The sequence below is a fragment of the Methylocella sp. genome, from assembly GCA_037200525.1.
Classification (GTDB): domain Bacteria; phylum Pseudomonadota; class Alphaproteobacteria; order Rhizobiales; family Beijerinckiaceae; genus Methylocapsa.
In genome coordinates this window covers 417142-443171 of the sequence record JBBCGG010000001.1, presented here as the reverse complement: position 1 = coordinate 443171, position 26030 = coordinate 417142, and the positions used below count along the sequence as shown (strand labels likewise).

Here is a 26030-nt window from a genome sequence, read left to right as displayed (position 1 = left end):
CTCAGCCCTCGCCGCGGATAAGATCATAGGTCTCATGGCGGCTGGCGCGCCAGGCCGGGGCCAGCGCGCCGACGGCTCCAATGAGCGCGGCGGCTGCAACGCAGGCGAGGGCGACCAGCGCGGCGCTCGCGCGGTCAAGCCAAAGAAACGGAATTCCAAGTTGCGTCAGGTGATAAACGAGCGATCGCTCGAACAGCCGCAGCAAAAGCATGCCGAGCAATACGCCGATCGCGCCGCCCGCGCCGGTCGCCGCCACCGCCTCGATCACCATCATTCCGACGATTTGCGACCGTCTGGCGCCGATGGCCTTCAGCAAGCCGAGTTCGCTCCGGCGCTCGGAGATGATGGCAGAGAACAATATGCTCACCATTACGGCCGTGCTTGCGAACATCAACGCGACAAGACCAAGCGTGCCGGCGAGCAGGGCGGTGAGCCCTTGGCGGATGCCGGTGAGTAAGGATCCGCCGGTAACCACCTTGATGCCTGAGAGCTTGGACAGCAGAGCAAAACGCGCCTGCAGTTCGCTGGCCCCCGGCGCCAGTTCGACGAGAAACCCCGTCACCTTGCCGGGCTCGAGCATCGGCGGGACGCCGCCAGTGCGTTCGCGGATCGCCGGCGCAAGAGCCAGCAGGCTCGATGACTGCATAAAATAGCCACGCTCGTGCGTACCGGCCCCCGTGCCGCCGAGCCGGGCGAAGACGTGGAAGGGCTTGCCGAAGATGGTGATTTCGGAGCCAAGAGGCAGGTTGTGGGCGGCGCCGAGGATGACGTCGTCCGGTTCCATCGCGCGACCGAGCCGCTCCGAGATCCAGGGCTGGATGGTGAAGTCGCGCAGCGGATCAAATCCGATGAGGTCCGCCATCTCTTCGTGGCCGCCCAAACCCGACTGCACGGTGCGAAAAACCCGCTGGGGCGCGGCCTTGCCGATGCCGGCGACGTTGGCGCGCTCCAGGAGGTCGGCATCGACAGTCCGGTCGGTTGGCTCCACCGTCAGAAGAGCGACGGCGATGTTTGTCAGCGCATCCTGCGAGACGAGCATCAGATCGGCGCCGAGCCGGCTGAATCCGATCTCCATGCTGGTCTCGATGCTGCTCATCGTGACCGAACCCGCGAAGACAATGGCGCAACTGACGGCGACCGCAGCCACGAGCAGGCTCGTGCGCGTCTTGCGGCGGCCGAGATTCTGCAGGGCGACGCTGAGCAGCAGCCAGCGGGGAGCAACGCGGGGCGTTACAACGTGCACGAGCGGGTGTGCTTCATGTGCGCCAATTCGGTCGGGACAATCACGCAGTCATGGTGTCCTCCCGAACTCGGAAGAATGCCGATCAGACTGTCAGTTTCAGTCTCGATCACCGCGATTCCGCTCGACAGCCGCTGGAAGCCGCTGAAGGGGACGATGACATATTTGCCGTCATAGGTGATGGCCGGAGTCTGCAGATCCGGGCCGATGCCCTGGATCTCCTTTTTGATGGTCCACGTATCAGTGTCGACCACCATGATGCCGCTGGCCGCGGGCGATGGATGCAGCACCGACAGATACAGCTTTTTGGAGTCGAGCGAAAACACCATATGGAACGGATTGGGGTACTTGCCTCTCCATAGGGGGTCCTCGACGTGAGCGATCTTCTTCCAATTGCGCGGATCGGCGTCGACGGTGGAGAACACCGAGCAGTTGTTTTCCCGCAGGTTGTTCATCATGCAGAGAAAGCGGCCGTCCGGCGAAAAGCCGATCTCGTGCCCCGGCGAATGGATCTTGTCGAAGGTCACCTCCCAGTGATCGTCGGCGACTTTCACGACTGCGTACTGATCTTGCGAATTGGCGTTGAACTGGAGAAAGGCGACCGGGTCAAAATTGTTCTCGGCGTCGAGGATGGCTATTCCGCCGCAGAGGCGAACGACGGTCGCGGCCCATCGTCCGGTCGGATGCCAGATCGTTCCATCGGCGCCGGTGAGGCTCATGGGATCATCGCCAGGTAAGGTGCCTTCCTCGACGAACAGCTCTCCCATGGGCACCATCTCCCAATCGATCTTCTGCCCCTTGGTGCCGAGGTAGTCATATTTGCCGCTGGCGCCGTTCGGATAGATCTTCGAGATCTTCAGAACGCCGCCGTCCTGCCAGGCGCGCGCCAACTCGCTTGAATTCGACTTCCAATCGAACTTCAGCGCCGCTTTGACCCGCGAGGTGGTCCGATCGAAGCAGGCGGCGATGTCTTTTTGCCCGTCGGTCACGAAATAGGACTGAGCGTCTTTCGGATTAATCGTGACGTGCACGCCAAGGCCAAGGCCAGTCGCCTCAGACACGTTTTCCATCAACTGCATCTGCGCCCCGTCATAACGGACGCGGTAGATGTTGAAGCCGGGCGCGGGCTCAGTGATATTGGTCGGGATGCCGTAGATCAGCGAATTTTTGCCGCCCTGCGTGCTATTGATGAATTCGAAGCTGTTGTAGGGGTCGGCGCTGGGGAACGCGCAGAGATGATGCGCGATCGGATTGAAGTCGCCGTAGTTCCAATACCAGATCGAGGCCAGCACCCTATTGGTATTGAGGTCGAGCGCATAGACTCCGCCGCCGAGTTTGGTTGGCAGCACGGCCACCCATTTGCCGAGGCTTCGTCCGCCAAAATCCGCTCTCGAATCGATCAATTCGCGAGCGATCGGCTGCTGCTGCGCGTGGCTGGGAATCGCGGCGCTCGCGGCTTGCCCTTGGCTCGCGCCGCCGACGCCAAGCGCGCCGAGAGCGCCGCTTTGCGCCGCATGATAGCCGAGCGCCGCCGCTTCCCCGACGATTGCTGTCGCAGCCCCCGCCTTGAAGATATTGCGACGCGTGATCTTTGTCTTCTTCTTCTCGATCGCCGGGGCTGTCTCCACTCGTGCAGCAAGGGCCCGCGCCTGCTTCTCACGCAGATAGTCCTGGAACGCTTCATGATCCGACTTGGCGACTTCGGAGCGGCGGGCGATGAAGGCCTCGACCTGCGTTTGGCCTACGTTAGCGGACAGGCTCTCCCTTTCAGGGGGCAGAGGAAGATTGATATCGACTTTTTCCGCGTCGCTGACCTTCGCAGGCTTGTTGAACTCGTTCATGACCCCTCCTGTCCGACCGCCCCCCGGCGGAGCTTTGCCGCGCAAAAACCGGCGTTTCGCATCCGGCTCGCCCGGTCGCGACCAACCTCGTTTGCGCTTCTTATGTGTCTTTGCTTATGTGTCTTTGCCTGTATTCCCGCTAGCTGCTCGCTTTGACGGATCCCGCGTCCTGCGGGTCGCCGCCCTCGGCTTTCGCGCGGCTTCCGCGAGCAGCACATCCTTCGCCCAGTTGATCTTTGTGGCGAGATAGTTCGAGCCGCCGCGATCGGGGTGGACAAGTTGCATCAGCCTGCGGTGGGCGGCGCGAACCGCCGTCGCCGTGGCTCCCGCATCGAGCCCCAGGATCTCCAGCGCCTCCTCGACAACCGTTGGCCCCTCGCTCCGAAGCGACCTGCTCTCCTCCGCGAGCGGGCGCCGCCCGCCGTCGATTCGCGCGCTGACTTCGGGGTGTCCGGCGTGGATCAGATAATCTTCGAGCACGATGGCGGCCCGGCGCACGAGCTCCGGGTCTGGCGGCGGTTGGCCGACATCTCCGCGCATTTCGTCGAGCGGGGAGCTTTCGCTCCACATCGGTCGAAACGTCCGGCGCGGAATGAAAACCCGCCAGTTGATCACCGCTGGCGCAGCCAGCATGGCGGCGCCGAACGCCATGGCGATCGTCCACTGCTGATACAGCAGCAGGATGATCAGGATCGGACCAGAGGCCGCAGCCGCAACGAAAAGCGACCAGCGGGCTGCGCGGGCGAGCGTGCGCGGGTCGGAATGAACCAGCCAGTCAACCAGCTTGAAAGCGCTGACGGCAAGGGAGATGCCGAGCGCAGCCGAACTAAGGATCATCCCGAGATTCATAGGCGGGGATATCCCCTCTCCAACGCGAGACGCCGCGAACAAGGCCCGACCAACGGCTGTGAGAAAACCGACCCGAGGTGCGCTGTAACGATGATTCCGAGCGCAATAGGTCCGGCTAATGAAAAGCAATAATTGAAAAACCCGAATCGAGCCAAGCAAGGGTAAGGGCGCTCATTGAAAAGAGCAATGCTTTGCTGCATATGTCGCTAATAGATTTCAGCAAGCGGCGATTTGCAACTTGCTATAATTGCAACCTCCGAGAGATTTGGTCGAGCGGCGCCATCATGGGATTACGTGCGTTCGGTATCTTCAAGGCGCCGCGCTTTGCGGCTGCGCTCGCCGTCGCGGGGATAGGCGTCATTGTCGGCATTGCGGGGGATTTTGGCGGCTCAAGCGGATTCGGCGTGGTGCGAAGCAGCTTCGATCAGGCGGCGGGCGTTCCCGCGCCGGGAGATCTTGCGGGGCGGCTCGAAGAAGTCCGTCGCTTGGCGCGAATTGATCCGAACCAGGACTCCGCATGGCGCGATTTCGCCAGCTCCATGCTGCGGCTCGAGCGCCTGACCCAGGATTATGAAAGACGTTTGGCGGCAGGCGAACGCCTCGACGAAGCAGCCGAGCGGGCGAGACATGCGCTGCTCTTTGGCTCGGCGATGAACCAGATGGATCAAAGCCTCTCGCCGGAGCAGTCGGCCGCTGTCCATCGTTTGACCGACGAGTTGGCGTCGAAGGTGATCTGCAAGAGTCTTTCCGGCGCCTGACAACCGGCGTCGCGGCGGCTCCTTCTTCGCCCATGCGAGCTTCTCAAGCAGGGGACGAGAGGAGGTAGCGCGGATCTTATTCCGCGGGCGTCGGCGGGTTTGCGGCGTTTTTCTTGCCGCCGCCGCCTTTCACCCTCTCGCGCAGCGCCTGGAACATCACGTAAAGAGCGGGAATTGCAAATATGCCGATGAAGGATGCGGCGATCATGCCGCCAAACACCGGCGTCGAGACGTTCCGGCGCGCCAGCATGGCGGCTCCTGTGCCAAACACCAGCGGCGTAAGGCCGAGAATGAAGGCGAAGGATGTCATCATCACCGGCCGGAACCGCAGCCTTGCGCCTTCCGTTGCAGCCTCCAGCAGAGGCGCGCCATGTTCGCGACGCTCTTTGGCGAATTCGACGATGAGGATGCCATTCTTGGCTGCAAGGCCGATCAGCACGATCATGCCGATCTGGGCATAGAGATCGAGCGTCAGATGGGCGACGACGATTGCCGCGAAGGCGCCAAGGATGCCGATGGTGACTGAAAGAAGCACGGGCACGGGGATCGTCCAGCTCTCATAGAGAGCGACGAGGAAGAGAAAGGCGAACAGCACCGCAAAAGCAAGGATGATCGCCGTTTTTCCCTCGGCGCGCTTCTCTTGGTAGGAAATATCGGTCCATTCGCCGCGATAACCGCTCGGGAGCGATTTCGCCGCGACGCTCTCCATGGCGTTTAGCGCCTGGCCCGAAGAAACGCCCGGCGCTGGCGAGCCCTGCACCGTCACCGCGAGGCGATTATTGTAGCGGATCAGCGCTTGCGGACCGACGACGACTTTGGTTTCGACGAGGCTGCGCAGCGCGATCATCTTACCGTCTTTGCTGCGGACGTTGATGCGATTGATGTCGTCGATCGACTTGCGGTCGCTGGATTCGGCCTGCGCCTGAACCTGCCAGGTTCTGCCGAACAAATTGACGTCGTTTATATAGATGCCCCCGAGCGAGGTTTGCAGCGCCTGGAAGACGTCGCTGATGTCGACGCCCAAAATCTGCGCCTTGTCGCGGTCGATATCGAGATAGATCGAAGGGTTGCTGGCCGAGAAAGTGCTAAAGACGCGCGAGAGCTTCGGGTCTTGATTGGCGGCGATCAACAGACCGCGCAGGACCTGCGATAGCGCCTTCGGATCGCTGCTCCCCAGGGCGCGCAGCACATAACTGAAGCCGCCGCCGGTGCCGAGTCCGATGATTGGCGGCGGCGCGAGAGGAATTGCGCGCGCGCCTCGCACGGACGCAAGTTTTTGGCCCAATCGCGCAATGAGGGCGGGCGCTCCATCGGCCGCGTCCTTTCGCTCGTCGAAGGGTTTCAGCGAAACGATGATGAATGCGGCGTTGGGCTGCGAATAATTGTCGATGAAGTTCAGTCCGACGATCGACGAATAGTCGGCGATTGCGGGCTCCTGTTTGAGAATAGTCTCGACCTCTTCGATGGCGTCGCTGGTGCGGCCGATCGAGGCGGCGTCGGGCAGTTGAACCACAACGAAGAACGCGCCCTGGTCCTCTTCCGGCAAGAAACCTGTCGGCGTGATTTTGTTGAGGGCGAGGATGCCGAAAACCGACGCCGCAACCATAACAAGGCCAATGACGGAGATCCGCACGAGACGCGCCACGACGGCGCCATAGGCGTCCCGCACATGATCGATGCCGCGCATGACCATGCCGATGGGGCCACGCCGCGGTCCGTGGTGCGGCTTCAAAAGGATCGCGCATAGCGCCGGCGACAGAGTCAGCGCGTTGATGGCAGAAAGAAACATCGAGACCGCGACGGTGACGGCGAACTGTCGGAACAATTCGCCGGTGATGCCCGGAATGAACGCGACGGGAACGAAGACCGAAAGCAGCACCAAGGTGATCGCGATGATTGGCGCGGTGATCTCGCCCATCGCGATCTTGGTCGCCTCAGCCGGCGAAAGCTCAGGATGGCTCTCCATCTTGGCCTCGACCGCCTCGACCACGACGATGGCGTCGTCGACGACGATGCCGATCGCCAGCACTATGGCTAGCAGCGAGACGGTGTTGGCGGAATAGCCGATCGCGTTCAGGACCACGAAAGTGCCGATCAGACTTACCGGCACCGCAATCGTCGGGATCAAGGTCGCCCGCAGATTGCCGAGGAAGAGGAAGACCACGAGCACGACGAGGACGAAGGCCTCGATGAGCGTATGCTCGACCACTTTGATGGTGGCGGAAACAAAGGTGGTCGGGTCGTAGGTAACCTTCCACTCGAGGTCGTCGGGAAAGCTTTTCTGCGCCTCGGCCAGCTTGGCTTTGACCGCGGTGAGCGTCTGCAGCGCGTTGGCGCCGGGCGACTGATAGACGCCAATCAGCGTCGCCGGGGCGCCGTTTAGGCGCGTCGCGCGGTCAAGGTTCGACGCGCCGAGCTCAAGCCGAGCGACGTCGGAGAGGCGTAGCACAGAGCCGTCAGGATTGGTGCGGACGATGATTTTCTCGAAGTCCGCGACCGACGCCAGCCGCCCCTTGGTCTGGATGTTGAGCTGCAGCTGCTGGTCATCGGATATCGGCCGCGCGCCAATGCGCCCGACCGCTGCCTGCACATTCTGGCTCCTGACCGCCTTGATGATGTCGGCCGAGGTGAGGCCAAGCCCGGTCAGGCGATCGGTCTGCACCCAGACCCTGATGGCGTAGTCCTGCGCGGCGAACAGCTTGGCGTCGCCGACGCCCGCGGTGCTCCTGATGTCGTCGAGGAGGTTTATCGTCGTATAATTGGAGATGAACAGCTCATCATGGGTGCGCTTCGGCGAATAGAGGGCGATGACGCCGAGCAGGGCGGAGGATTGCTTCTTGACGTTGACGCCCTGGCGCTGGACGTCCTCGGGCAGCTTGGAAAGCGCGGTCTGCACCCGGTTGTTGACGTTGACGGTATTGATGTCGGGATTTGTGCCAAGTTCGAAGGAGACGAGCAGCGAATAGCTGCCGTCGTCGCCGCTGACGCTCTTCATGTAGATCGCTTTGTCGACGCCGACGACCTGGCTTTCGAGCGGCTGCGCAACTGTCGATTCGACCACGCTGGCGGAGGCGCCGGGGTAAGATGTCGTGACCGAGACCTGCGGTGGGACGATGTCCGGATATTGCGCGATGGGGATCGCCAGCAATGAAACCAATCCGGCGACGACAGTCACCAGCGCGATGACGATTGCGAGTCTCGGCCGATCGACGAATACCGAGGAGATCATGGATCAGCTCCGGCCGGGGGACTTTGGAACCGGCGACGCAATCACCGGCGCGCCGGGACGCAAGGCCTCCATGCCTTCGACGATGACCTGCTCGCCGCCGTTGAGCCCCGACTCGACGATGACGTCGGCGCCTCTCTCGCCGCCGAGCTTCAGGCGACGGACAATGGCCTTGCCATCCTCGACGACGAAGACATAGACGCCTTGCTGATCGGCGATGAGGGCCGCTTGCGGGACCACCACCTTTTCTTCCGGCTCATCGCCCTGAATGGCGACCTTGACCAGCTGGCCGTCGATCAGGAGTCCCTGGGGGTTGGGCACGCTCGCCCGCACCAGAACGGCATCGGTCGCCTTGTCCACCGAGACGTCGATAAAGTTGATTCGGCCGGGAAACTCATAGGCTGAGCCGTCAGAAAAGCGGAGATGGACCGTTAACGCCGCGCTCGCGGATTGGCGCTCGTCGCCTTTCAACTGAAGGAACTCGCGCTGGCTGACAGGCACCGTGACATACATGGGATCCTGGCTGACGATCGTCGTCAGAACGCCGCTATCTGGCCCGACCACATTGCCTTTAGTGACGCTCGTGCGGCCGATCATGCCCGCAATCGGCGCCGTGATCTCGGTATAGCCAAGGTTGATCTTCGCGGTCTGGAGATTTGCTTCAGCGACGAGGACGTCGCCCTTCGCCGTTTGCTCTTCGGCGAGCCTCTGGTCGCGCACGGCGACCGATCCGGATTGGCTTTTCAACAGCGTTTCAGCGCGATCGAGCTGAGTCTTGGCGTTCGCCGCCTGCCCCTGCGCCTTGACGAGCGCGCCCTGGGCCTGCTGCACCGCGGCCTCGAAGGGCTCCGACTCGATGCGATAAAGCTGCGCCCCTTCCTTGACGATATCGCCTTCCTTGAACAGGACCTCCTGCAAGAAGCCTGTGACGCGGGCGCGCACGCTAACGCGCTCCACAGCCTCGATGCGGCCGACAAACTCCTTGGCGGGATTGATGGGCTCTTTGGCTGCCGTCACGACCCCGACGCGCGTCGGGGCCAGATCCGCCGCCAGGGTTTCGGCAAGCGTTGCGGCTAGGATAAGAATGATGAAGGCGGGAGCCGCGACAAAACCCAGCCTCGGGGCGGGGGCGAACATCGAAAGACGCATCGCTATGCTCCGGAATCTGTGGCGCCGCGCGGGCGGGGATCGATCGCAGGCGGCCTTCATGCCGGGGCGCCTGTCTGAACCGAGGCAGTCAGGAGATCTGCGGAAAAGCAGTACGTTTCTTGACTTTAGAGGCAGCGTGGTCGGATGGCTGGGGAATGTCAATCAGCGAATGAAAAGCGGCTAAATCCGCCTGCGATCCATGGGATGACGCTATGTGGCGACGGCCGCTTTGGCGTCAACGTAAAGGGCGTAAAGCGACTGCCCGGCCGCCATGAACAGGCGATTATGCGCGGCCCCGCCGAAGCAGAGATTGGCGCAGCGCTCGGGCAAAGCGATGCGCCCGATGCGCGATCCATCGGGATCGAACACCATCACGCCGTTGAGCTCCGGCCCCGTGCCCCAGCCGGCCCAGAGATTGCCGTCCGCATCGCACCGGAAGCCGTCCGGCGCGCCGCGCTCGCCTCCGTCGGCGAAGATTCGGCCTGAGTTGAGGCACCGTCCGTTCTCAACGTCATAGACCCGGATGCGTTTCGGCTTCGATCCGGATTCCACGATATAGAGGCGGCTTTCATCCGGCGAGAAACAGAGGCCGTTGGGATTGGAGATGTCGTTGGCGACAACCTCCGCCTGTCCAGTCTGCGGATCGAGGCGATAAACATTCGTCGGCAGTTCAGACGGGGCCTTCGCCCCCTCATAGTCGCTGAGGATGCCGAAGGGCGGATCGGTGAACCAGATGCTGTCGTCGCTCTTGACCACCACATCGTTGGGAGAATTCAGGCGCTTGCCGTCGAACCGGTCGATGAGGACGGTCTTCGCGCCGTCATACTCAGTGCGCGTTACCCGACGCGCTCCATGCTCGCAGGTGATGAGGCGCCCCTGACGGTCGCGCGTGTTGCCATTGGCGAAGTTCGACGGCTTCCGGAATACCGAGACGGAGCCGGTTTCTTCCTCCCATCGCATGATGCGATTGTTGGGGATGTCGCTCCACAGGAGGAAGCGGCCATCGCCGAACCACACCGGCCCCTCGCCGAAACGCATGCCCGTGGCGAGCCGCTCGACCGCTGCATTTGTTATGCGATATTTCAGAAAGCGCGGATCAAGAACTTCGACCGCCGGGTCGGGATAAGTTTCGCTCTGCCGCCACATTGGGACCCTCTACAATCGCTCGGGGCTATTTGCGCCTCGCCTTAAGCTCCATCGAGGCCAAGGCCGAGCCGCGGCTTATGAGGGCGCGGCGGAAGCCGCCGCTTAGCCCTGATTTCGACTAAAGGCCTCGAAGGCTTTTGCATAATCCGGATGCCAGCGCGACAACGGCGGCCGATTCTCAACGATGTCGCCCGCAGCCCAGAGGATGCGCCGTTCGTCAAGCGGGCGAGGCGCGTCGTTGTCAGGACATAGAATGTAGAAATCTCCGGCGTTTAGCCGCTCCATCATGAAGTCGACGGTCTGTTCAGGGGTCCAGGCCCCTGCCGGCTTCTCGCTGCGGCCTCGCGCGGTCAAATCGGTAAATACGAAGCCGGGAATGAGCAGATGGGCGGTAAGCCGGCCCTCCGTTGTGTTGCGAAGTTCGTGTTGCAGCGCCTCCGTGAAGGCTTTCACGCCGGCCTTGGAGACATTGTAGGCCGGATCTCCTGGGGGAGTCGTGATTCCCTGCTTCGAGCCTGTGTTGATGATGAGGCCCGGTCGGCCTCTCTCGATCATGCCGGGCGCAAAAATCTGCGAGCCGTGAATCACGCCCCACAGGTTCACGTCGAGTACCCGCCGCCAGTTTTCAGCTGGCCCGAAAATGCCGCTGCCGGGTTGGACGCCGGCGTTGTTCATCAGGACATCCGCGCCGCCGAAACGATCGCGAACGGCGGCGTCGAGCCGGCGTAAATCTTCCACTTGACTGACGTCTGTCTCAAAACTCATCACATCATTTGCGCCGCCTGCGGCCAGGGCGGCGATCGCTTCGGCCGCCCGAGCAAGTCGGCCCTCGCCGAGATCCGCGATGCAGACGCGGAGTCCCAGCTGCGCAAATCGCTTCGCAGCGGCAAGACCGATGCCCGCTGCGCCGCCTGTGACGACTGCGACGGAGCCTGGGGTGAGAGCGGCGTTAGTCATCTTCAATCCTTTTTGTCGCCGCCGGCGAAAGCGGATTGGCGCGCTCGCCGGCTACGATTGGGCGCCTCGAACAATCCATTGCGCGCAATTACGCTTGGATACGCTGCGGCCTCTTGCCGCGTGTTTTAGAGACAGATCGCTTCGTTTGGCAAGGGAGCTTGCCGCTTCCAATATCTCCTCGAAGCAAGCCTGGCCTTCCCCATGCAAGCGAGGGGAGGCGCCATCCAAAAATTCAGACGCAGCCGCGCGGCGCGAGCCGTCTAACGCTGGCCCCCACTGTTGCTTTTGTCCTGCGCCTTCACGCCCTTTGGGGCATAGCGCAGAGATTAATTCGACATGCCGCCATCGACGACATGCAGCGCGCCGGTCGTGAACGCCGATTCGTCGGAGGCGAGGTAGACCGCCAGCGCCGCTATCTCATCGACGCGGCCGACGCGCCCCATGGGCTGGCGCGCGATGAAGGCGGCGCGCACATCCGCGACCTCGCGGCCTTCGCGCCGGGCCTGCTCCGTAATGCGTTCGCCCAGCGAAGGCGATTCGACAGTGCCGGGACAGATGGCGTTGCAGCGGATGCCCTGGCCAACGAAATCCGCCGCCACCGACTTGGTGAGTCCGATCACGGCCGCTTTGGTCGCGCTGTAGACGAAGCGGTTCGGCACGCCTTTCACGCTGGAGACGACCGACGACATGTTGATGATGGAGCCGCCGCCGTTATCGCGCATGCCGGGCAGCAAAACGCGTATCAGCCGGAACATCGAGCTGACATTGATCTCCCAGGCGAACTGCCAGTCCTTTTCGCTGCAGTCCAAAACGCTGCCGGCATGGACATAGCCGGCGCAGTTGAAAAGCACATTAAACGGATGCGGACCTGTCTCTTTGGGCAGGGCTTCGATCGCCGCCGCATCGGTGACGTCGAGCGACCGGATGCGCAGCCGATCGATAGCCCCCAGCGCGCGGGCCTCCTCCTGCAGCGAGGCCAATGCCTTGGCGTTGACGTCGGTCGCAAGGACATTCGCGCCTTCGCGCAGATAGGCCAAAACAGCGGCTCTGCCGATGCCCTGCCCGGCGGCCGTGACGAGGGCGTTCTTATCTTTCAGTCGCATTGCGTGAACTCCAGAAAATTGGCGGGAGCGCTTCGGACGACGCGCCTTGCTTTTAGGAGAGCGCGTATTTTCTCAATTGAGGATGTTGTTGGCTTAGGACGCGTCGATATTCGCCTTGGCGAGGACCGCGACTCCGGCATCGATGATTTTCGGTGGCGACGCCTATTGATCCATCTAGAAGCAGCCTTGCGCCGAATAGCCTGCAGCGCGGCGTCTTTTACGAAAGACTGCAAGCCTAGGTTGCAATCGAAACCTATGGCGGCCACTCTCTCCGCCTCGCCAAGGTCCGCGATGGCGCGCGCCACGCCGACGGCTGTCGCGCAGGGTTTTCTCCCGACGTTTCACGCCGCGCTTCCGCGTCCTCGCTGTGCGGCATGGCTGCAAAGGGGAGGGGTTTAGGTTGCATGGAGACAGAATCTGCGTTCCGCACTGCTGCTCCCTCCCCAGGGAATCCAGGAATGTCCCGGCGGCTTAATGTTAAGCCCTCGCTTTATTATTGCCTCATAGTTAAGCTTCTATTGGAAAATTGGTCAAGCCGAACGTCGATAATCATCCGCCTTTGCGGAGCGGACTTGCCTGAATGAGCGTCGGAGACCGAAATGCCGCTCAACTATGCGCCCGCCGCGCCGGCGCCCCACGAACCTCGCCTTTTGGTGACGCCGCGGATGCAGGGAGCAGTCGAAAGGCGGCGCAACTTCGAGCTTTCCACCGTACGGAATAAACAGTAGGAAAACACGCCTTTGGGAATCAAGGTATCAAACAGGAGTGAGCAATGATTTCACGGCGCAAAGTGTTGGCGGCGACTGCCGTAGGGGGTGTCGCCACGGCGGCGTCCATGGCCGGAGCAATAGGGGCGCCGGAAAAATCGCCGATCGCCTTCGGCAATCCGAATGATCCGCCGCAAGGCGCAATCAACGCCACAAATCCACGAAGCGTCGTAGATCCTGGTTCGCAAGACACCACCATCAGCGGCCAGTTTCCATCGGCGTTTTCCCCGCCGCCAACCGACGTCGGCAGCATGCCGCTGCCTTGGGCGACATTCAACAACGCGCCAAGGCGCATTCAAAACGGCGGCTGGGCGCGCGAAGTGACGCAATCCGAATTTGCGGTTGCGGACACCATCTCCGGCGTCAACATGCGGCTGACTGCCGGCGGCATCCGCGAGATGCACTGGCACCAATTCGCCGAGTGGGCCTACATGACCTATGGCAATTGCCGCATCACCGTTCTCGACGAGTTCGGCCGGCCTTATATCGCTGACGTGAAAGAGGGCGACCTTTGGTATTTCCCCGCCGGCCTGCCGCACTCGCTGCAAGGGATTGGCTCGGACGGTTGCGAATTTCTTATCTGCTTCGATGACGGGCACGCCTCTGAATTCTCGACTCTCTTGATGAATGAATGGTTCACCCACACGCCTCCAGAGATTCTGGCTGAAAACTTCGGAGTTCCCGCCGACACCTTTGCGAACATTCCTCTGCGCGATCTCTACATTTTCCAGGGCAATTTGCCCGGCGATCTCGAAGCCGACCGGGCCGCGGTGAGCGGACGCGGCACTCCGCCGCACCCGTTCACATTCTCGCTCGGATCGATGGCTCCGTCGCGAGAGACGAAGGGCGGTTCGGTGCGTATCGCCGACAGCACAAACTTCACCGTCGCCACGACGGTCGCTGCGGCTCTGGTGACGGTGCATCCCGGCGGCATCCGGGAAATGCATTGGCATCCCTTCGCCGATGAATGGCAATATTGGATCAAAGGCAAAGGTCGCATGACGATCTTCAACACCGGGCCGAACGCCGTCACGATGGATTTCAACGCGGGCGACGTCGGCTATGTGAAGAAGAACCTCGGGCACTACATCAAGAACACCGGCGACACCGATCTGCAGTTCCTCGAAGTGTTCAAAGCGCCCAAATTCGCAGATGTTTCGCTGTCCGATTGGGTCACCCATACGCCGCCGGCGCTGGTCGCCCAACACTTGAACGTGAGCGAAGCGACAATCGCGAAGTTCCCGAAGAACAAGCCCGAAGTTATGCCTGAATGACCGGAGCCAACGTTAGGGCAAATCAGGACCGCTAATCGGCGCCGGTCGTCTGGATGGTGTTGCTCGCCTCTATCGCCAAAGGACCGGCGTTCGACGCATTGCGATCCGTGACTGCTCTCCCTGCAAATCGGCGCGGCTCCTGCTTGCCGCGTCGAGACTGCGCCGCGCCACGATTGGCCCCGCTGACAGCCAATTAACGGCGCGGATCGCTTTGGCGGCGCCCGACCGCAAAGCCCGCAGCGCCGACCGATGATGATTGACGGTTCAGAGAGCCGCAACGGCGTGGTCCGCCCGCCTCCGGGACTGCTACAAATGTCGCCATTTTGCCGCCGGGTGAAATGAGGCGGCAGCTTGGAGCGCTTAATCCTCTCGTCATGTCCAGTCTCTTTGCCTTCCTCGAAGGCTCGAGCCGCATGGGGAGAAGATGCCGATGTCTCAAAATTTTTTGCTGGCCTGCTTCGGCGCCGCAGGCAACCTTGGCCCGCTGCTGACCGCCGCGCGGCAGTTGAGCCGCGCCGGTCACGGAGTTCGGTTCATCGCCGATCTGGAGCTGCGCGATGAGGTGGAGGCGGCCGGGTTCGGGTTCGCCGCGTGGCGGCGCGCGCCTAGCTATTCGGACATCATGAGTAAATTTGCAAAGCTCGATCCATCGGATGAAGTGAGAGGCCTTTGCGATAATATCCTGTTTGGACCGGCGCCAGCCTATGCCGCGGATACGCGGGACGAGCTCGAGCGCGAGCCGACAGATGCTCTTCTCGCTCACAATATTTTGTTAGGCTCCGCGATGGCTGCGGAAGCGGCGAAGATGCCATGCGCTATGTTTTCGCCTCATGTCAGCTTGCGGCCGCTGCCGGGGACGCCGCCGATCGGAAGCGGTTTATCGTCGCCGCGCACGCCCGAAGCTCGCGCAGAAGTTGATGCCGCAAGAATGCAATTTGCAGCGACCCTAAACGAGTGGCTGCCCGCGTTGAACGCGACGCGCATGGGCCTTGGGCTCGACGCCCTTGGTCATGTGCTGGACCTCTACGACCGGCCTGAACGCGTCCTCCTGGCCATTGGTTCGGCGTTCGACTTTCCGGCGGATTACCTCCCTGAGAATGTGCGGTATGTCGGGCCGTTGCTCGATCCGCCCGGCTGGTCGAAGCCATGGATCGCGCCCTGGCCGCAAGGATCGGACCGGCCGCGCGCTTTGGTGTCGTTCAGCACGACGTTTCAGAACCAAGCCGATGCGCTGCAGCGGGTCGTCAACGCTCTGGGCGCGATCGAAATAGATGCCGTCGCGACAACTGGCCCCGCGCTGGAGGGAGCGACTCTGCATGCGCCGAACAACGTGACATTGCTGCACAGCGCCCCGCATGATCTGGTGATGAAAGAAGCATCTCTCGTCGTGACTCACGGCGGCCACGGCACGGTGAGCCGCGCGTTGATCCACGGCCTGCCGCTGCTGGTGATGCCGATGGGACGCGATCAGAACGACAATGCAATGCGGGTGGAGGCCCAGGGCGCGGGGCTTGTCTTGCCGCCGAACGCCCCCGAAACGGAGATTGCGGCCACATTGAAGCGTCTTATCGAAGAGCCTCATTTTCGCGTTGCCGCGCGCCGATTAGGAAAGGCCATGACCGCTGAGATCGACTCAGCCATCCTCGTCAGTGAAATGGAGGCGATTGTCGCGGCTCGGCGCGCTCCGAAGCGTCGCCTCGCGGCCGCCGGATAGGTAAAGTTGCGATAGCGCGGCGATAACGCCCCTCGCGCCGATCGTCAGACATTCGACGCGGTAGGCGCATCGCCGCTGCGCCTCGCAGCCGCGCTCTCGCGAACTTTCCAGGAGGCCATGCTCGGGAATACGCCGTCCCGGAAAATCAACGCGTGCATCAGCGCCGCGCCGAGATGAGCGACGAAAGTCGCGAATAGCAGAAACGCTAGAACGGTATGAGCCGTTCGCAGCTCTGCATAGAGAGCGGCGTCACGAGGCAGGATCGGCGGCAATTGCAGCGATCCATAAAGCACGATGGGATAGCGCGCCGCCGATAGCATTCCCCAACCGACAAGCGGCAACGCGAACATCAACGCGTAGAGCGCGATATGCGATGCATGCGCCGCGAAGCGCAGCAATGGAGGCATCCCTTCGGGTAAAGGAGGGGCGGGATTGAAAAGGCGGTTGATCAGACGGATCGCCACCAGGATGAGGATCAGGACGCCCAGCGGCTTGTGGATCGAGATCAGCCAGTGATAGTCCGACAACGAAGCGACCATGCCTATGCCAATGAACAACATGGCGATGATCATGACCGCCATCGTCCAGTGCAGAATGCGTGAGAAGATGGGGAACTGCGGATATTGCGCCATGGTCATGCGCCCTTGCCAGCGACGGGGGTCTGCACCGCGCTAGGCTCTTTTTTCTCGCCCGCGCGCCGTGTGAAAGAATTGGAATAGGCGCCTGATCGCGCGCTGAGCAGGGGATCGTCGGATGGCTCTATGCCCGCAGGCAGCACCAGGGGATCGAAATTGACGTCGCGGCAATTGCCCGGCGCTTCGCTCTCGACGTGATCGATGGTGAGCGTCCCGACATCGACATGCTCGCGGTCCTCGGGCCACGGGAGCGTGGCGTTGTTGGTCGGATCCCCGGCTTGGCCGATCGCGACGACAAGACGCCACTGCAGCGGTCCGCGCTCGATGCGCGCAATGACGGCGTCGAAGAGGTAATTCTTGTCCGGCGTCGCGGTTTGGTCAGGGGTCTCGGGCTCAAACGGCTCAACCGCGATCGCCGACCAGCGAACCGGCGTCGAGACGCCAGCGGCGTTGATGAAACGAAACGTGTTGAGCGCATTATAGTCGGCGTTGGCGAAGCCGGATGAAAAAGGTTTGGCCTTGATGAGCCGCGAAGCAGCGACCGCCTCCGGGTGCGCGGCGAAAAATGCCGTCATCTTAGCGGGGTCGGGCTTGCCCGTTGCGGGGTCCGGTTTTGAGGCGAGTATTTGATCATGGAAACCATCTACGTTTTTAACCGTAAAAACCGGTATGTTGACCATGGCGGTGCGCCACTCCTCTCCATTGAAGGGGCGAAAGCTCAGCGCCAAACTGCGCACCAGCGTTGGGCTGTCAGGTACATAGGGCTTGCCGCCAGAGAAGGCGAAACGGCCGATGACGGGTACGCGGCCTGGCGGAAAGACGGCGGCCGTGGAGAAGCGCGCGCCCTGGCCATTGCTCTCGAAATAACCCGCGATGCAAACGCCCTTGGCGTGATTGCGGCGGAAGCCGGGATGGACGCCGTTGACCTCCTGGAAGGCATCGACCATTCCTGCCGGCGTTAATAGATTAGGCGAGAGCCAGCCGGCGACATAGGCAAAGCATACGACGACGCCCAAAATGATTGCGCCGATCAGACCCAATTTGCCGATCGCGCCCTTGTCCTTCAGCGACCGCAGGCGATATCGCGTCGAGGGGTCTGGGGCGTTTGACAAAGTTTGGTCCTTGGTCTGGCCGTGAGGCCGTGAGCTATGATGCGGCCGGCGCGCTTAGCCCCGTCCCGTAAGACGGCGCTGCCTATCGCGTCGCACGCTAACGCCCCGTCGACTAATCAGTCAATTGCGCTCGTTGGGATTAGCTAATTAAACGAGGACGAGCTGCCATGATGGCTCCATGCGATCAGTCCAAGGCGAGAATTGCCCCGCGCAGGACATATCCCATCGTGACGCCATTCCAGCTGATTTCTGGCGCGCAGACGAGCCGAATGCCGGGGACGCGCAAAAGGTGATCAAGAAAAACGGATGTCTCTTGCAGCGCGACCGAAGCCCCCGGGCATCGATGAGGACCATCGCCGAAACTCATATGAGCGGCGGGGCCGCGCCGGCGACGATCAGGATCTAGTTGGTGGGGACAAGCGCCAGCCGCAGTTTGATCGGAGTTGACTCCCCGCACGTCGATGGCGACGAGCGTGTCCGATGGAATTTCCTCCGTCCGGCCGCGATCATTGAGCGTCAGAGCGACATTTGTGCGTCGAAAGAGCGTGCCGACCGCCGGTTCGAGACGCAGGATCTCCTCCAAAATATCGCTCCGACCCTGATCATCGGTCGAAAGGAATCGTCTCCGTAAATCTTCGCGCTCGAGGAGGTGCCAAGCGGCGATGACAATGAACTCGCGCGTTGTAGACATGCCTGCCGTGCCATAGGTCACGCATTCGGTCAGGATGTCGAAGTTTGACCATCCTTGTTCGATGAGATGCGATATCAGGTCCTCGCGCCGCGACCGTCTGCGGCTGCGTATGGCGGGCCGCACGTCCAACAAATAGACGAGGAGCAGGTGCAATTGCGCCCGCGCGACATATGCAGCCCCGCGAAATGATCCGACCTTCGCGGGGCTCTCCATTGTGAAAAAGCGGTTCAGGCGCTTGCCGAGTCCGGCGCATAAGCTGTCGGTGAGGCCTACGATCTCGGCGGCCACCGCAACGGAAAGATCGAGACTCATATCATCGAGCGCCGCGCGCCGTCGCTGCCGGAGTTGATCGACGAGCCGGACGCTCATCTCCGTCATCACGCGCCGGTAACGCTCAACGACGACCGCTGGCGCAAAGAAGCGCGCGACCGCCGAGCGTTGCCGACGGTGCTCATCGCCATCCTTAAACAGCACCGAGACATTCTTCTGGGGAAGGCGGGCGACGAGTTCGGCGTTGAAGCCCGCCTGCCTGACGCAGCCGCTGCGAAGGAGCTGACTGGCGAGCTCGAAACTGCAGATCCTGACGCTTCCATCAGCTTGCCGTTCGAGCGCCGGTCCGTGATCTGCTCCCGCTAGATTGGCAGTCTTACGCTCATCGCTCGCGCTCCGGTCGACATGGCTCCGGTCGGCATGGGAGGACGATGCTACATCCTCACGCAATTCATCTTTGTACATCCTTGGCAAAATCTCTCATTACGCCGGCTGCATCGCGAAACAGCTACCCGGAAACCGGCTTCGTCTAGCGATGAATCCGCAGTGTCGCAATGCGAACGAAGGTCTGAAATGCGTCCATTCGACGCCGGCGGGGTCCGGGACTAGCCGATGCGCTTATGGACGCTGCCAGAATGTTACAATTGCAATTCGAACGGTGGCCCGCCTTGAGCGAACCCGCGATGGTAGACGCGCGCGGCTCAGGCGGTTCAGGCTGTTGTCGACAATGCGCTAAATCTGCGTTAGGCCGCGATAGCGGAGAGCGGGATGATCGAAGCCGGACTTTGGAAGCGCGACCTGCCTTGGGGTCGAATCAATTGGCCCGACGCGCAGCGTTTGGCTCGCGCGATCCGGCCCGCCGGTCCGGCGGTTCTTTTTGGGCTGCGCCTTTGGGCTTCTGTCTGCCTCGCGCTCTTCGTCGCATTCGCGCTTGAGCTCGACAACGCATATTGGGCTGGCACGTCGGCGGCGATCGTCTGCCAGCCAAGTCTTGGGGCTTCGTTGCGCAAGGCCTCATTCCGCATGGTGGGCACGATTGTCGGCGCCGTGGCGATTGTGGTTCTGACGGCGCTTTTTCCGCAAAGCCGCCTCGGTTTTTTTCTCAGCCTGGCATTTTGGTGCGCGGCCTGCGGTTTCATCGCGACAATCTTGCGCAACTTCGCGTCCTACGCGGCGGCGCTGGCCGGCTTTACGGCCGTGATCATAGCCGAGGACCAACTTGGCGCGGTCGGCGGTTTGAACGGGCAGGCCTTTCAGCTCGCCGTGACCCGCGCAACCGAGATCAGCATCGGCATAGTTTCTGCAGGCGTCGTGCTCGCCGGCACTGACTTTGGGAACGCCCGGCGCCGCTTGGCCGCCCAGCTTGCCGGCGTCGCCGCCGAGTTGACCCGAGGGCTGGCCGGAAGCTTCTTGCTCGCTGGACCCGAGCAGGCGCAGGCGCGACCAATTCGACGCAATTTGACCCAGCGCATCAGCGGGCTCGATGCGGCTATCGACGAAGCGATCGGAGAGGCTTCAGACCTGCGTTACCGCACGCGGGTATTGCAGGCTGCTGTGGACGGGTCGCTCGATGCGGTCGCGCGTTGGCGCACGATCGCCGGCCATCTGGAGCGGCTGCCAATCGACCAGGATCGGCGCGAGGGCGAGCTGATTTTGGGATATGTCCCGAAGGAATTATCTGCGGCGCCGGCGCCGGGCGACGCGGCTCTCTGGGCGGCCGATCCCTCGCATCTTCGTCGAGTTTGCCGGGCCGCAGCGCGAGCGCTGATTACGCTGCCCGCCGATGCTCCATCGTTGCGGCTCCTGGCTGATCAGACCGCAGCTGGGCTGCTCGGCATTTCGCATTTGTTCAACGGGCTTGCGCTGTTGACTGATCCGGCCAGCGCTCAGGCTGTCACACGTCTGGCCCGCGTGCGGACGCCTGATTTGCTTCCTCCCCTCATCAATGGGATTCGGGTGATCGCCACAATGGCGGCGGCCGCGCTTTTTTGGATAGCAACCGCATGGCCGAGCGGCGCCCTGGCGTTGGCCTTCGCCGCGATTGTCGTCATATTGTTCCCAACAAGGGGCGATCAAGCCAGCCCGGTAGCCATGAGTTTCATGCTTGGCACAGGCGTGACGGCAATTCTTGCCGGGATCGTGCTGTTTGCGATATTGCCAAATGTGGTGACTTTCCCTGGCTTCAGCATCGCGATAGGTCTTGTGCTTGTGCCTGCCGCCGCCCTTCAGTTGTGGCGGGGGCCAATGTTCACGGCCGTGACGGCGAACTTCATTCCTATCCTCGCGCCCGCCAATCCAATGAGCTACGATATCCAGCAATTCAGCAACGCGGCGGTCGCCATCGTCGCCGGAACGGGAGCCGGAGTTTTGGCGCTGCATCTGCTGCCGCAATTATCTCCCGCGACGCGCGTTCGCCGGCTCTTGGCGCTCACTCTAGGGGATCTGCGGCGCCTCGCGACGGGCCCGCTTCCGTCGACGGAGGACTGGGCCGGCAAGGTCTACAGCCGTCTATCTGCGTTGCCGACGCAAGCCGACCCGCTGCAAGTCGCGCGGCTCGCGACTGCTCTTTCGGCGGGGGAAGAGATTATCTGGCTTCGCCGCATCATTCCCCAATTTGCCGCGAGCTCCAGTCTCGATCCAGCTCTTGACGCCTTAGCGCGAGGCGATAGCGAGGCTGCGATCAAAAGCCTTGCGGATCTCGATCGCGCGCTCGCTGCGGCGCCGGGGCTGGCGGCGACGCGCGCGCTTCGGGCGCGCGGGCGCATTTGCGCCTTGTCGGAAGCGCTTGCTCAACATGCGCCCTACTTCGATGGAGCGCTCCAATGAAATTCACCGAGATCGATTTATTCGGCGTCTGCGTCGCGCCGATCTCGATTATGATAGCGGCGGCTTGGCTCATTTTTGTTCCGCTGCAGCACATAGCGGACCATTTCGGCCTGTTGCCACATGTGTGGCATCCTGCTTTGTTCATGTTCGCGGTCTACATGATTGTGCTTTCGTCTATCGTCCTGTTGGTCGCCCGTTGAAACTACGATGGCCGATGTAAATTTGAGATCTGATCCGATGACGACAGACGGCGACGGCCGCGGCGGGGCCTCGCCCAAAGCAAGCGTTCGCGATGGCGCCCCGGCCCACAACGCGACGAAGGCGCATCGGCGCGTCGTTCCTGTTCTAATAACGTTCTGCGTCGTCGCGCTCGCCAGCGCGCTGGGCTATGCAATGTGGCAGGCCTATATGACGACGCCTTGGACGCGCGATGGCAGAGTGCGGGTCTATGTCGTGACGATCGCGCCTGAAGTGGCCGGACGCATTGTCGAACTTCCAGTGTCCGACAATCAGTTCGTGCATAAGAATGACCTCTTGATGGTGATCGACCCGACCGACTACACCATAGCGGTTCAGTTGGAGCAGGCGGCGTTGGATCAGGCCAATGCAGAGTGGCAAAACAAACGCACGGAGGCGGCGCGCCGCGAGAAGTTAACGACGCTGTCCACCTCGGTCGAAGAGCAGCAGATCTACGCCAGCAACGCGTTGAGCGCCCAGGCCGTCTATCAGCAGGCGTTGGCCAACTTGGACCGCGCCAAGGTCAACCTCGAGCGGACGCGGATCCGCTCTCCGGTCAACGGCTACGTAACCAATCTTCTCGCGCAGCTCGGCAATTACGCCAAAGTCGGAGAGACGACGATTTCGGTTATCGACGCCGATTCATTCTGGGTCGATGGCTATTTCGAGGAGACAAATCTCCGGTCGATCCGCGATGGCGACCCGGCCAAAATCAAGCTGTTGGGCTCCAATGAGGTCATGCTTGGCCATGTCGACGGCATCGCTCGCGGCATCAGCAATGCAAATGTCGATCCGGATTCGGCTGGTCTTGCTTCGGTCAACCCGATTTTCACTTGGGTGCGTTTGGCGCAACGCGTGCCGGTGCATATCCGGATTGATAAACCGCCGAGCGATGTGCCGCTGGTCGCCGGCATGACCGGCACCGTGCAGATCGACCCGCAATCCTCTCCGCGCGCCACAGCGTCGTCGAAGCCGCCAAATTCAGCTGCGCCTCTTAACTGAATGTTCCCTTTAGCTCAGGCCGAACGGGAGATTTGGCCGCTCGCGCTCGCGCAAATGGCCGATCCGAACCGTAAAACTCGGGCGGAAAATATCTTTTGATATTACAACCAAAGATAATAGTTTTTACGCAAAAAATTTATTGCAACCTGAAGTAAACGCCGTATCCTCTGAAACGGGGTGGAGCAACCGAAGCTCGGTGCGGGCCATGGCCAAAATTACCGTCTATCGATATAAAAAATGGAGCCCAATCAAGAGCTGCTACCTTTACAGCACGCGGATGGGCACGCTCGAAGCCATTCGGGACATAATCGATGGCTATCCAATTAAAGGTTCGGCGGCCGAGATCGATGACTCGAACCTCAGTCGCGTGCTGCCTGGCCTGACTGGCAAGGAGTTTCGCTTGCAGAAGCGTTAGCTGGGCCAGTCAGACGGCGAAAAATGCATCCCGCCGATCCTGCGTGGAGATTGGCGTGGCGGAGCGATCGCCCGCCAGCAAATGGCGGCAAACGACGCTGGAATTCACAGCAAAAAAATCCGGATCTAGCGCATCTGCATTGAGGGGAATTGCGTTAACGCCAATGTAATCACCACAAGGAGGGTGAGCAGATGCGCACGGCCGTTGAGCGTCAGCGGGTGGTCAGGCGCGCGCGAGAACTTGCGAGTTCAGGGCGGCACAGGAGCTGGGTATCTATAGAAGGGGAGATGCGTTCAGCCGACCAGATTCCTCGGCGGAACAGTCCCCTTGATGACTGCTTTTTGCGTGGCGAGCTCGATTTTCTATGCGCGGCGGCTCGACGGGGAAGACCGGTCGATTAAGGCCCAGACCCATTCCTCGCCGTTCGCCCGGCGTTTTGAGGGGGCGCGCGCCGACATTTTGTGGGACGCCGTTAGCGTCACTCCGGCGAAGTCGCAACTACCACCGTCAGTTCGTCTTGGCTGACGCCCTCGCAGCTGTAGCGATGCGTCTCCGCGGAACAGCATCCCGGGGAGGGCTGCCACCGATGACGCAGTCTTAGTCAGATCGGCACAGACATCTCCAACGCCCTCGAAGACGCGTCGGTCGGCGAATGCGACGGCGGCGCATCAAGTGAGCGTTATCGCTGTAACGCTATTCTCCAACGCTGAAATCGCGCCGTAACCCGATCTCTGCACCTTCCCCTGGTCAAAAACCACAGGACAGGAGAAGGCCATGGCCAAAATCAACCTATTGGTCCTCATGGGCATTATAGTGAGCGCGTCAGCTCATGCGGAAACAACTACGACTGCGCCTGCGGTCCCTCCTTCCTATCAAAGCGCTGAAGAATCAATGAAGCTAGAGTATTTGGCCGCGGCGGACGCGACTACGCCGCGCCGTGGGGACTCCAAGGCCCCAACGCTCACGCATCGCACGATCCGCGATCGAGACGAGCATCTTGAAAACAGAATTTGCAGCAACTGTTAATTCTGCCAGTGGCATCGGCCACGAGCTCGGTCTTAGAATTCCCCGGCCGCGCTGAGCACGGCGTTCGCCGCCGTGAAAGAGGAGACTGCGTAGCCCTATCGCTGCACCGCACGCTATGGGCGCGCATTCGGATTTGGGTCGCCATGACCTCGAAAGGACGGCAGCTGGCGCTAATTTTCAGCAGCGATCAGGCGAGGCCGCTTCGACGAAACTGAGAGGGAGTCTGGCCGACGATGCGGCGGAAGGCCCTGGTGAAATTAGCGTGGGAAGAAAAGTTCAGGCTATCGGCAATGTCGGCTAGCGAGCGGTCGGCGCCGAGAATGAGCGATTTAGCGCGTTCCAGGCGTCGGACGCTGACATACTGGTGGGGCGATTGACCAGTGGATGCCTTGAATGCGCGGGCGAAGTAGAAGCGGCTGAGGCACGCTATCGACGCCATCCGCTCTATGGTGAGGTCGCCCTCCAGGTTGGCTTCGATGAAATCCAACACTCTGCGCAGGCGCTGGCTGTCGAGTCCTTTAGGGACGCTGAGCGCGGGTGAGCGATCGCCTGCTGACCATGTGTAGCTATGCAGCAGGCGCGCCGCGAGCGTGCTGGTCAGCGCTTCGACGAAGAGTTTTCCGGACGAGGTTTCGGCTTCCATTTCCGCGACGATCGCGCGGCCGATCTGCTCGATGAGCGGATCGCGGAATCCGCCGAAGGATTTGAGATCTGCTTCGAGTGATTCATCGGCTGCGTCGCCAAGAGCTTGGGACGAAAAAAGCTCGGGGTTGAGGTAGAGGTGAATGACCTGTGAGCCTCCCGAGAATGCGTGAGATGCATGGAGGAAATCGACTGACGCCTTGTCGCCAAACAGCCAAATTACACCGGGAGCACCGCTGGTTTTGTGCAGGTCGCCATTAATGCGGTGCGTGACCTTGCCACCGCCTCGGAGTAGCAGGGCGACTTCCGTCGTCTTTTGAACGAACGACGGAAGGTAAAAATCGCTGTGCGCTCTTAATTCGGTGTACAGGCCGGACCACTCCCGCCTGGACGACGACGATAGCACGTGACTGGTGACGTCTCCGTATTTCGCGCCACCGTCGTTTATCTCCATTGAACGCCCTTTCGATCCTTAAACGGAATTCGCTCAGGATTTCGCTGAAAGTATGGCTGCGGATTTCGCGCGCAACTTGCCGCCATCTTTTGGGAAGCTCTACAGCCGCCCGAGAGGTGGGCAAGAAACGACCTTTGAAAGGCAAACCGCGATAACGCTGCGAGTGCAAATTTCCGACAACGGTAGGTTGCAAAATCGAAGGAAATCGAAGGGACAGGCCATGCCATATTTCGGTGCAGCTGCAATCTTAGAGGTCGCGTCGACCCTCTTTTTCATCTTGAGCATCGCTGCGGGGCTATTCGACCTTGGAGGATGGTCGGAAGGGCCACCCGACGATCCGGCGCCGTGGTTAGATTACTTTTGGATCGGTAGCGGCGTTCTGTCCCTGCTCCTGGCTTTCTACGTCGAAAACGTGGAACAGAATCGGAGAAAAGCCGCCGACGGCGAACTTGAAAGCCTGTTGAATCGCGAACTGCTCCCGTCGCTAGATTCATAGCCCATCACAACAGAGGCAGTTCGGATGCAACCTATCATGGGCTCATTGGCTCCGGCCTCTCGGATCACGGATGACCTCGAACGGACGCGTACCTGGCGCTAATGCTCAGCAGACAGAAGGTGCGGCGCGGGAACGAGCACGCGGGCCACGTTGAGAATCGAGCTCTTTGAACGAGAACCCCCGCCGGCCCGGAGAGAGCG

The 26030-nt window shown here is 61.4% G+C and carries 21 protein-coding genes; 9 read left to right on the top strand and 12 right to left on the bottom strand.

Translation table 11 applies throughout. From position 1 onward, the window contains the following. Position 1: 1 nt before the first annotated feature. The 3 genes from WDN46_02080 to WDN46_02070 all read right to left on the bottom strand — a co-directional run bounded on the left by WDN46_02080 (position 2) and on the right by WDN46_02070 (position 3930). Positions 2 to 1243: an ABC transporter permease gene (locus tag WDN46_02080; protein MEJ0092245.1), complete on the bottom strand. Its 1242-nt coding sequence runs from the start codon at positions 1241 to 1243 to the stop codon at positions 2 to 4. Beyond that, positions 1231 to 3081, bottom strand: a complete 1851-nt coding sequence (locus WDN46_02075) for a hypothetical protein (GenBank protein ID MEJ0092244.1) — start codon at positions 3079 to 3081, stop codon at positions 1231 to 1233. Before WDN46_02075 ends, WDN46_02080 begins: the two co-directional genes overlap by 13 nt. 114 nt (positions 3082 to 3195) lie before the next feature. Beyond that, positions 3196 to 3930 carry a hypothetical protein gene (locus tag WDN46_02070; GenBank protein MEJ0092243.1) on the bottom strand — a complete coding sequence of 245 codons (735 nt, stop codon included), beginning with the start codon at positions 3928 to 3930 and terminating at the stop codon, positions 3196 to 3198. Positions 3931 to 4214: 284 nt separating this feature from the next. Here WDN46_02070 and WDN46_02065 point away from each other — a divergent pair, with 284 nt between their 5' ends. Then, entirely contained in the window at positions 4215 to 4688 is a 474-nt protein-coding gene (locus WDN46_02065) for a hypothetical protein (protein MEJ0092242.1), read from the top strand. 76 nt (positions 4689 to 4764) lie between these two features. On the opposite strand, the gene WDN46_02060 is transcribed toward WDN46_02065, so the two are convergent. The 5 genes from WDN46_02060 to WDN46_02040 all read right to left on the bottom strand — a co-directional run bounded on the left by WDN46_02060 (position 4765) and on the right by WDN46_02040 (position 12269). Continuing rightward, positions 4765 to 7917 (bottom strand): multidrug efflux RND transporter permease subunit, encoded by a 3153-nt coding sequence (locus WDN46_02060; protein ID MEJ0092241.1) that lies wholly within the window; start codon positions 7915 to 7917, stop codon positions 4765 to 4767. A gap of 3 nt (positions 7918 to 7920) precedes the next feature. Continuing rightward, positions 7921 to 9051 (bottom strand): efflux RND transporter periplasmic adaptor subunit, encoded by a 1131-nt coding sequence (locus WDN46_02055; GenBank protein MEJ0092240.1) that lies wholly within the window; start codon positions 9049 to 9051, stop codon positions 7921 to 7923. 222 nt (positions 9052 to 9273) lie between these two features. Then, entirely contained in the window at positions 9274 to 10209 is a 936-nt protein-coding gene (locus tag WDN46_02050; GenBank protein MEJ0092239.1) for an SMP-30/gluconolactonase/LRE family protein, read from the bottom strand. 102 nt (positions 10210 to 10311) lie between these two features. Then, positions 10312 to 11166 (bottom strand): SDR family NAD(P)-dependent oxidoreductase, encoded by an 855-nt coding sequence (locus WDN46_02045; protein MEJ0092238.1) that lies wholly within the window; start codon positions 11164 to 11166, stop codon positions 10312 to 10314. A 326-nt stretch (positions 11167 to 11492) separates the two neighbouring features. Continuing rightward, complete coding sequence (locus WDN46_02040) at positions 11493 to 12269, bottom strand: SDR family oxidoreductase (protein ID MEJ0092237.1); 777 nt, start codon at positions 12267 to 12269, stop codon at positions 11493 to 11495. A 772-nt stretch (positions 12270 to 13041) separates the two neighbouring features. On the opposite strand from WDN46_02040, the gene WDN46_02035 reads away from it, so the two are divergent. Beyond that, entirely contained in the window at positions 13042 to 14310 is a 1269-nt protein-coding gene (locus WDN46_02035) for a cupin domain-containing protein (protein ID MEJ0092236.1), read from the top strand. A gap of 424 nt (positions 14311 to 14734) precedes the next feature. After that, positions 14735 to 16024, top strand: a complete 1290-nt coding sequence (locus WDN46_02030; protein MEJ0092235.1) for a nucleotide disphospho-sugar-binding domain-containing protein — start codon at positions 14735 to 14737, stop codon at positions 16022 to 16024. Between the two features lie 44 nt (positions 16025 to 16068). Here WDN46_02030 and WDN46_02025 read toward each other — a convergent pair whose 3' ends face one another. The 3 genes from WDN46_02025 to WDN46_02015 all read right to left on the bottom strand — a co-directional run bounded on the left by WDN46_02025 (position 16069) and on the right by WDN46_02015 (position 19197). Beyond that, positions 16069 to 16656, bottom strand: a complete 588-nt coding sequence (locus WDN46_02025) for a cytochrome b (GenBank protein MEJ0092234.1) — start codon at positions 16654 to 16656, stop codon at positions 16069 to 16071. A 2-nt stretch (positions 16657 to 16658) separates the two neighbouring features. Beyond that, positions 16659 to 17771, bottom strand: coding sequence for a catalase family peroxidase (locus WDN46_02020; protein ID MEJ0092233.1), 1113 nt, complete (start codon positions 17769 to 17771; stop codon positions 16659 to 16661). Between the two features lie 184 nt (positions 17772 to 17955). Then, positions 17956 to 19197: a cytochrome P450 gene (locus tag WDN46_02015; GenBank protein MEJ0092232.1), complete on the bottom strand. Its 1242-nt coding sequence runs from the start codon at positions 19195 to 19197 to the stop codon at positions 17956 to 17958. A gap of 303 nt (positions 19198 to 19500) precedes the next feature. On the opposite strand from WDN46_02015, the gene WDN46_02010 reads away from it, so the two are divergent. From WDN46_02010 to WDN46_01990, 5 genes are all read left to right on the top strand, one after another. After that, on the top strand, positions 19501 to 21558 hold the full coding sequence (locus tag WDN46_02010) for an FUSC family protein (GenBank protein MEJ0092231.1): 2058 nt from the start codon (positions 19501 to 19503) through the stop codon (positions 21556 to 21558). Beyond that, positions 21555 to 21758: a DUF1656 domain-containing protein gene (locus WDN46_02005; GenBank protein ID MEJ0092230.1), complete on the top strand. Its 204-nt coding sequence runs from the start codon at positions 21555 to 21557 to the stop codon at positions 21756 to 21758. Before WDN46_02010 ends, WDN46_02005 begins: the two co-directional genes overlap by 4 nt. 37 nt (positions 21759 to 21795) lie before the next feature. Continuing rightward, complete coding sequence (locus WDN46_02000) at positions 21796 to 22797, top strand: HlyD family secretion protein (protein MEJ0092229.1); 1002 nt, start codon at positions 21796 to 21798, stop codon at positions 22795 to 22797. Positions 22798 to 23002: 205 nt separating this feature from the next. Further along, positions 23003 to 23212 (top strand): hypothetical protein, encoded by a 210-nt coding sequence (locus tag WDN46_01995; GenBank protein ID MEJ0092228.1) that lies wholly within the window; start codon positions 23003 to 23005, stop codon positions 23210 to 23212. A gap of 330 nt (positions 23213 to 23542) precedes the next feature. Beyond that, positions 23543 to 23737, top strand: coding sequence for a hypothetical protein (locus WDN46_01990; protein MEJ0092227.1), 195 nt, complete (start codon positions 23543 to 23545; stop codon positions 23735 to 23737). A gap of 688 nt (positions 23738 to 24425) precedes the next feature. Here the strand turns inward: WDN46_01990 and WDN46_01985 are convergent. After that, positions 24426 to 25334: an AraC family transcriptional regulator gene (locus WDN46_01985; GenBank protein MEJ0092226.1), complete on the bottom strand. Its 909-nt coding sequence runs from the start codon at positions 25332 to 25334 to the stop codon at positions 24426 to 24428. 52 nt (positions 25335 to 25386) lie between these two features. Between WDN46_01985 and WDN46_01980 the strand changes: the two genes are divergently transcribed. Next, positions 25387 to 25830 carry a hypothetical protein gene (locus WDN46_01980; GenBank protein MEJ0092225.1) on the top strand — a complete coding sequence of 148 codons (444 nt, stop codon included), beginning with the start codon at positions 25387 to 25389 and terminating at the stop codon, positions 25828 to 25830. Positions 25831 to 26030: the final 200 nt, after the last annotated feature.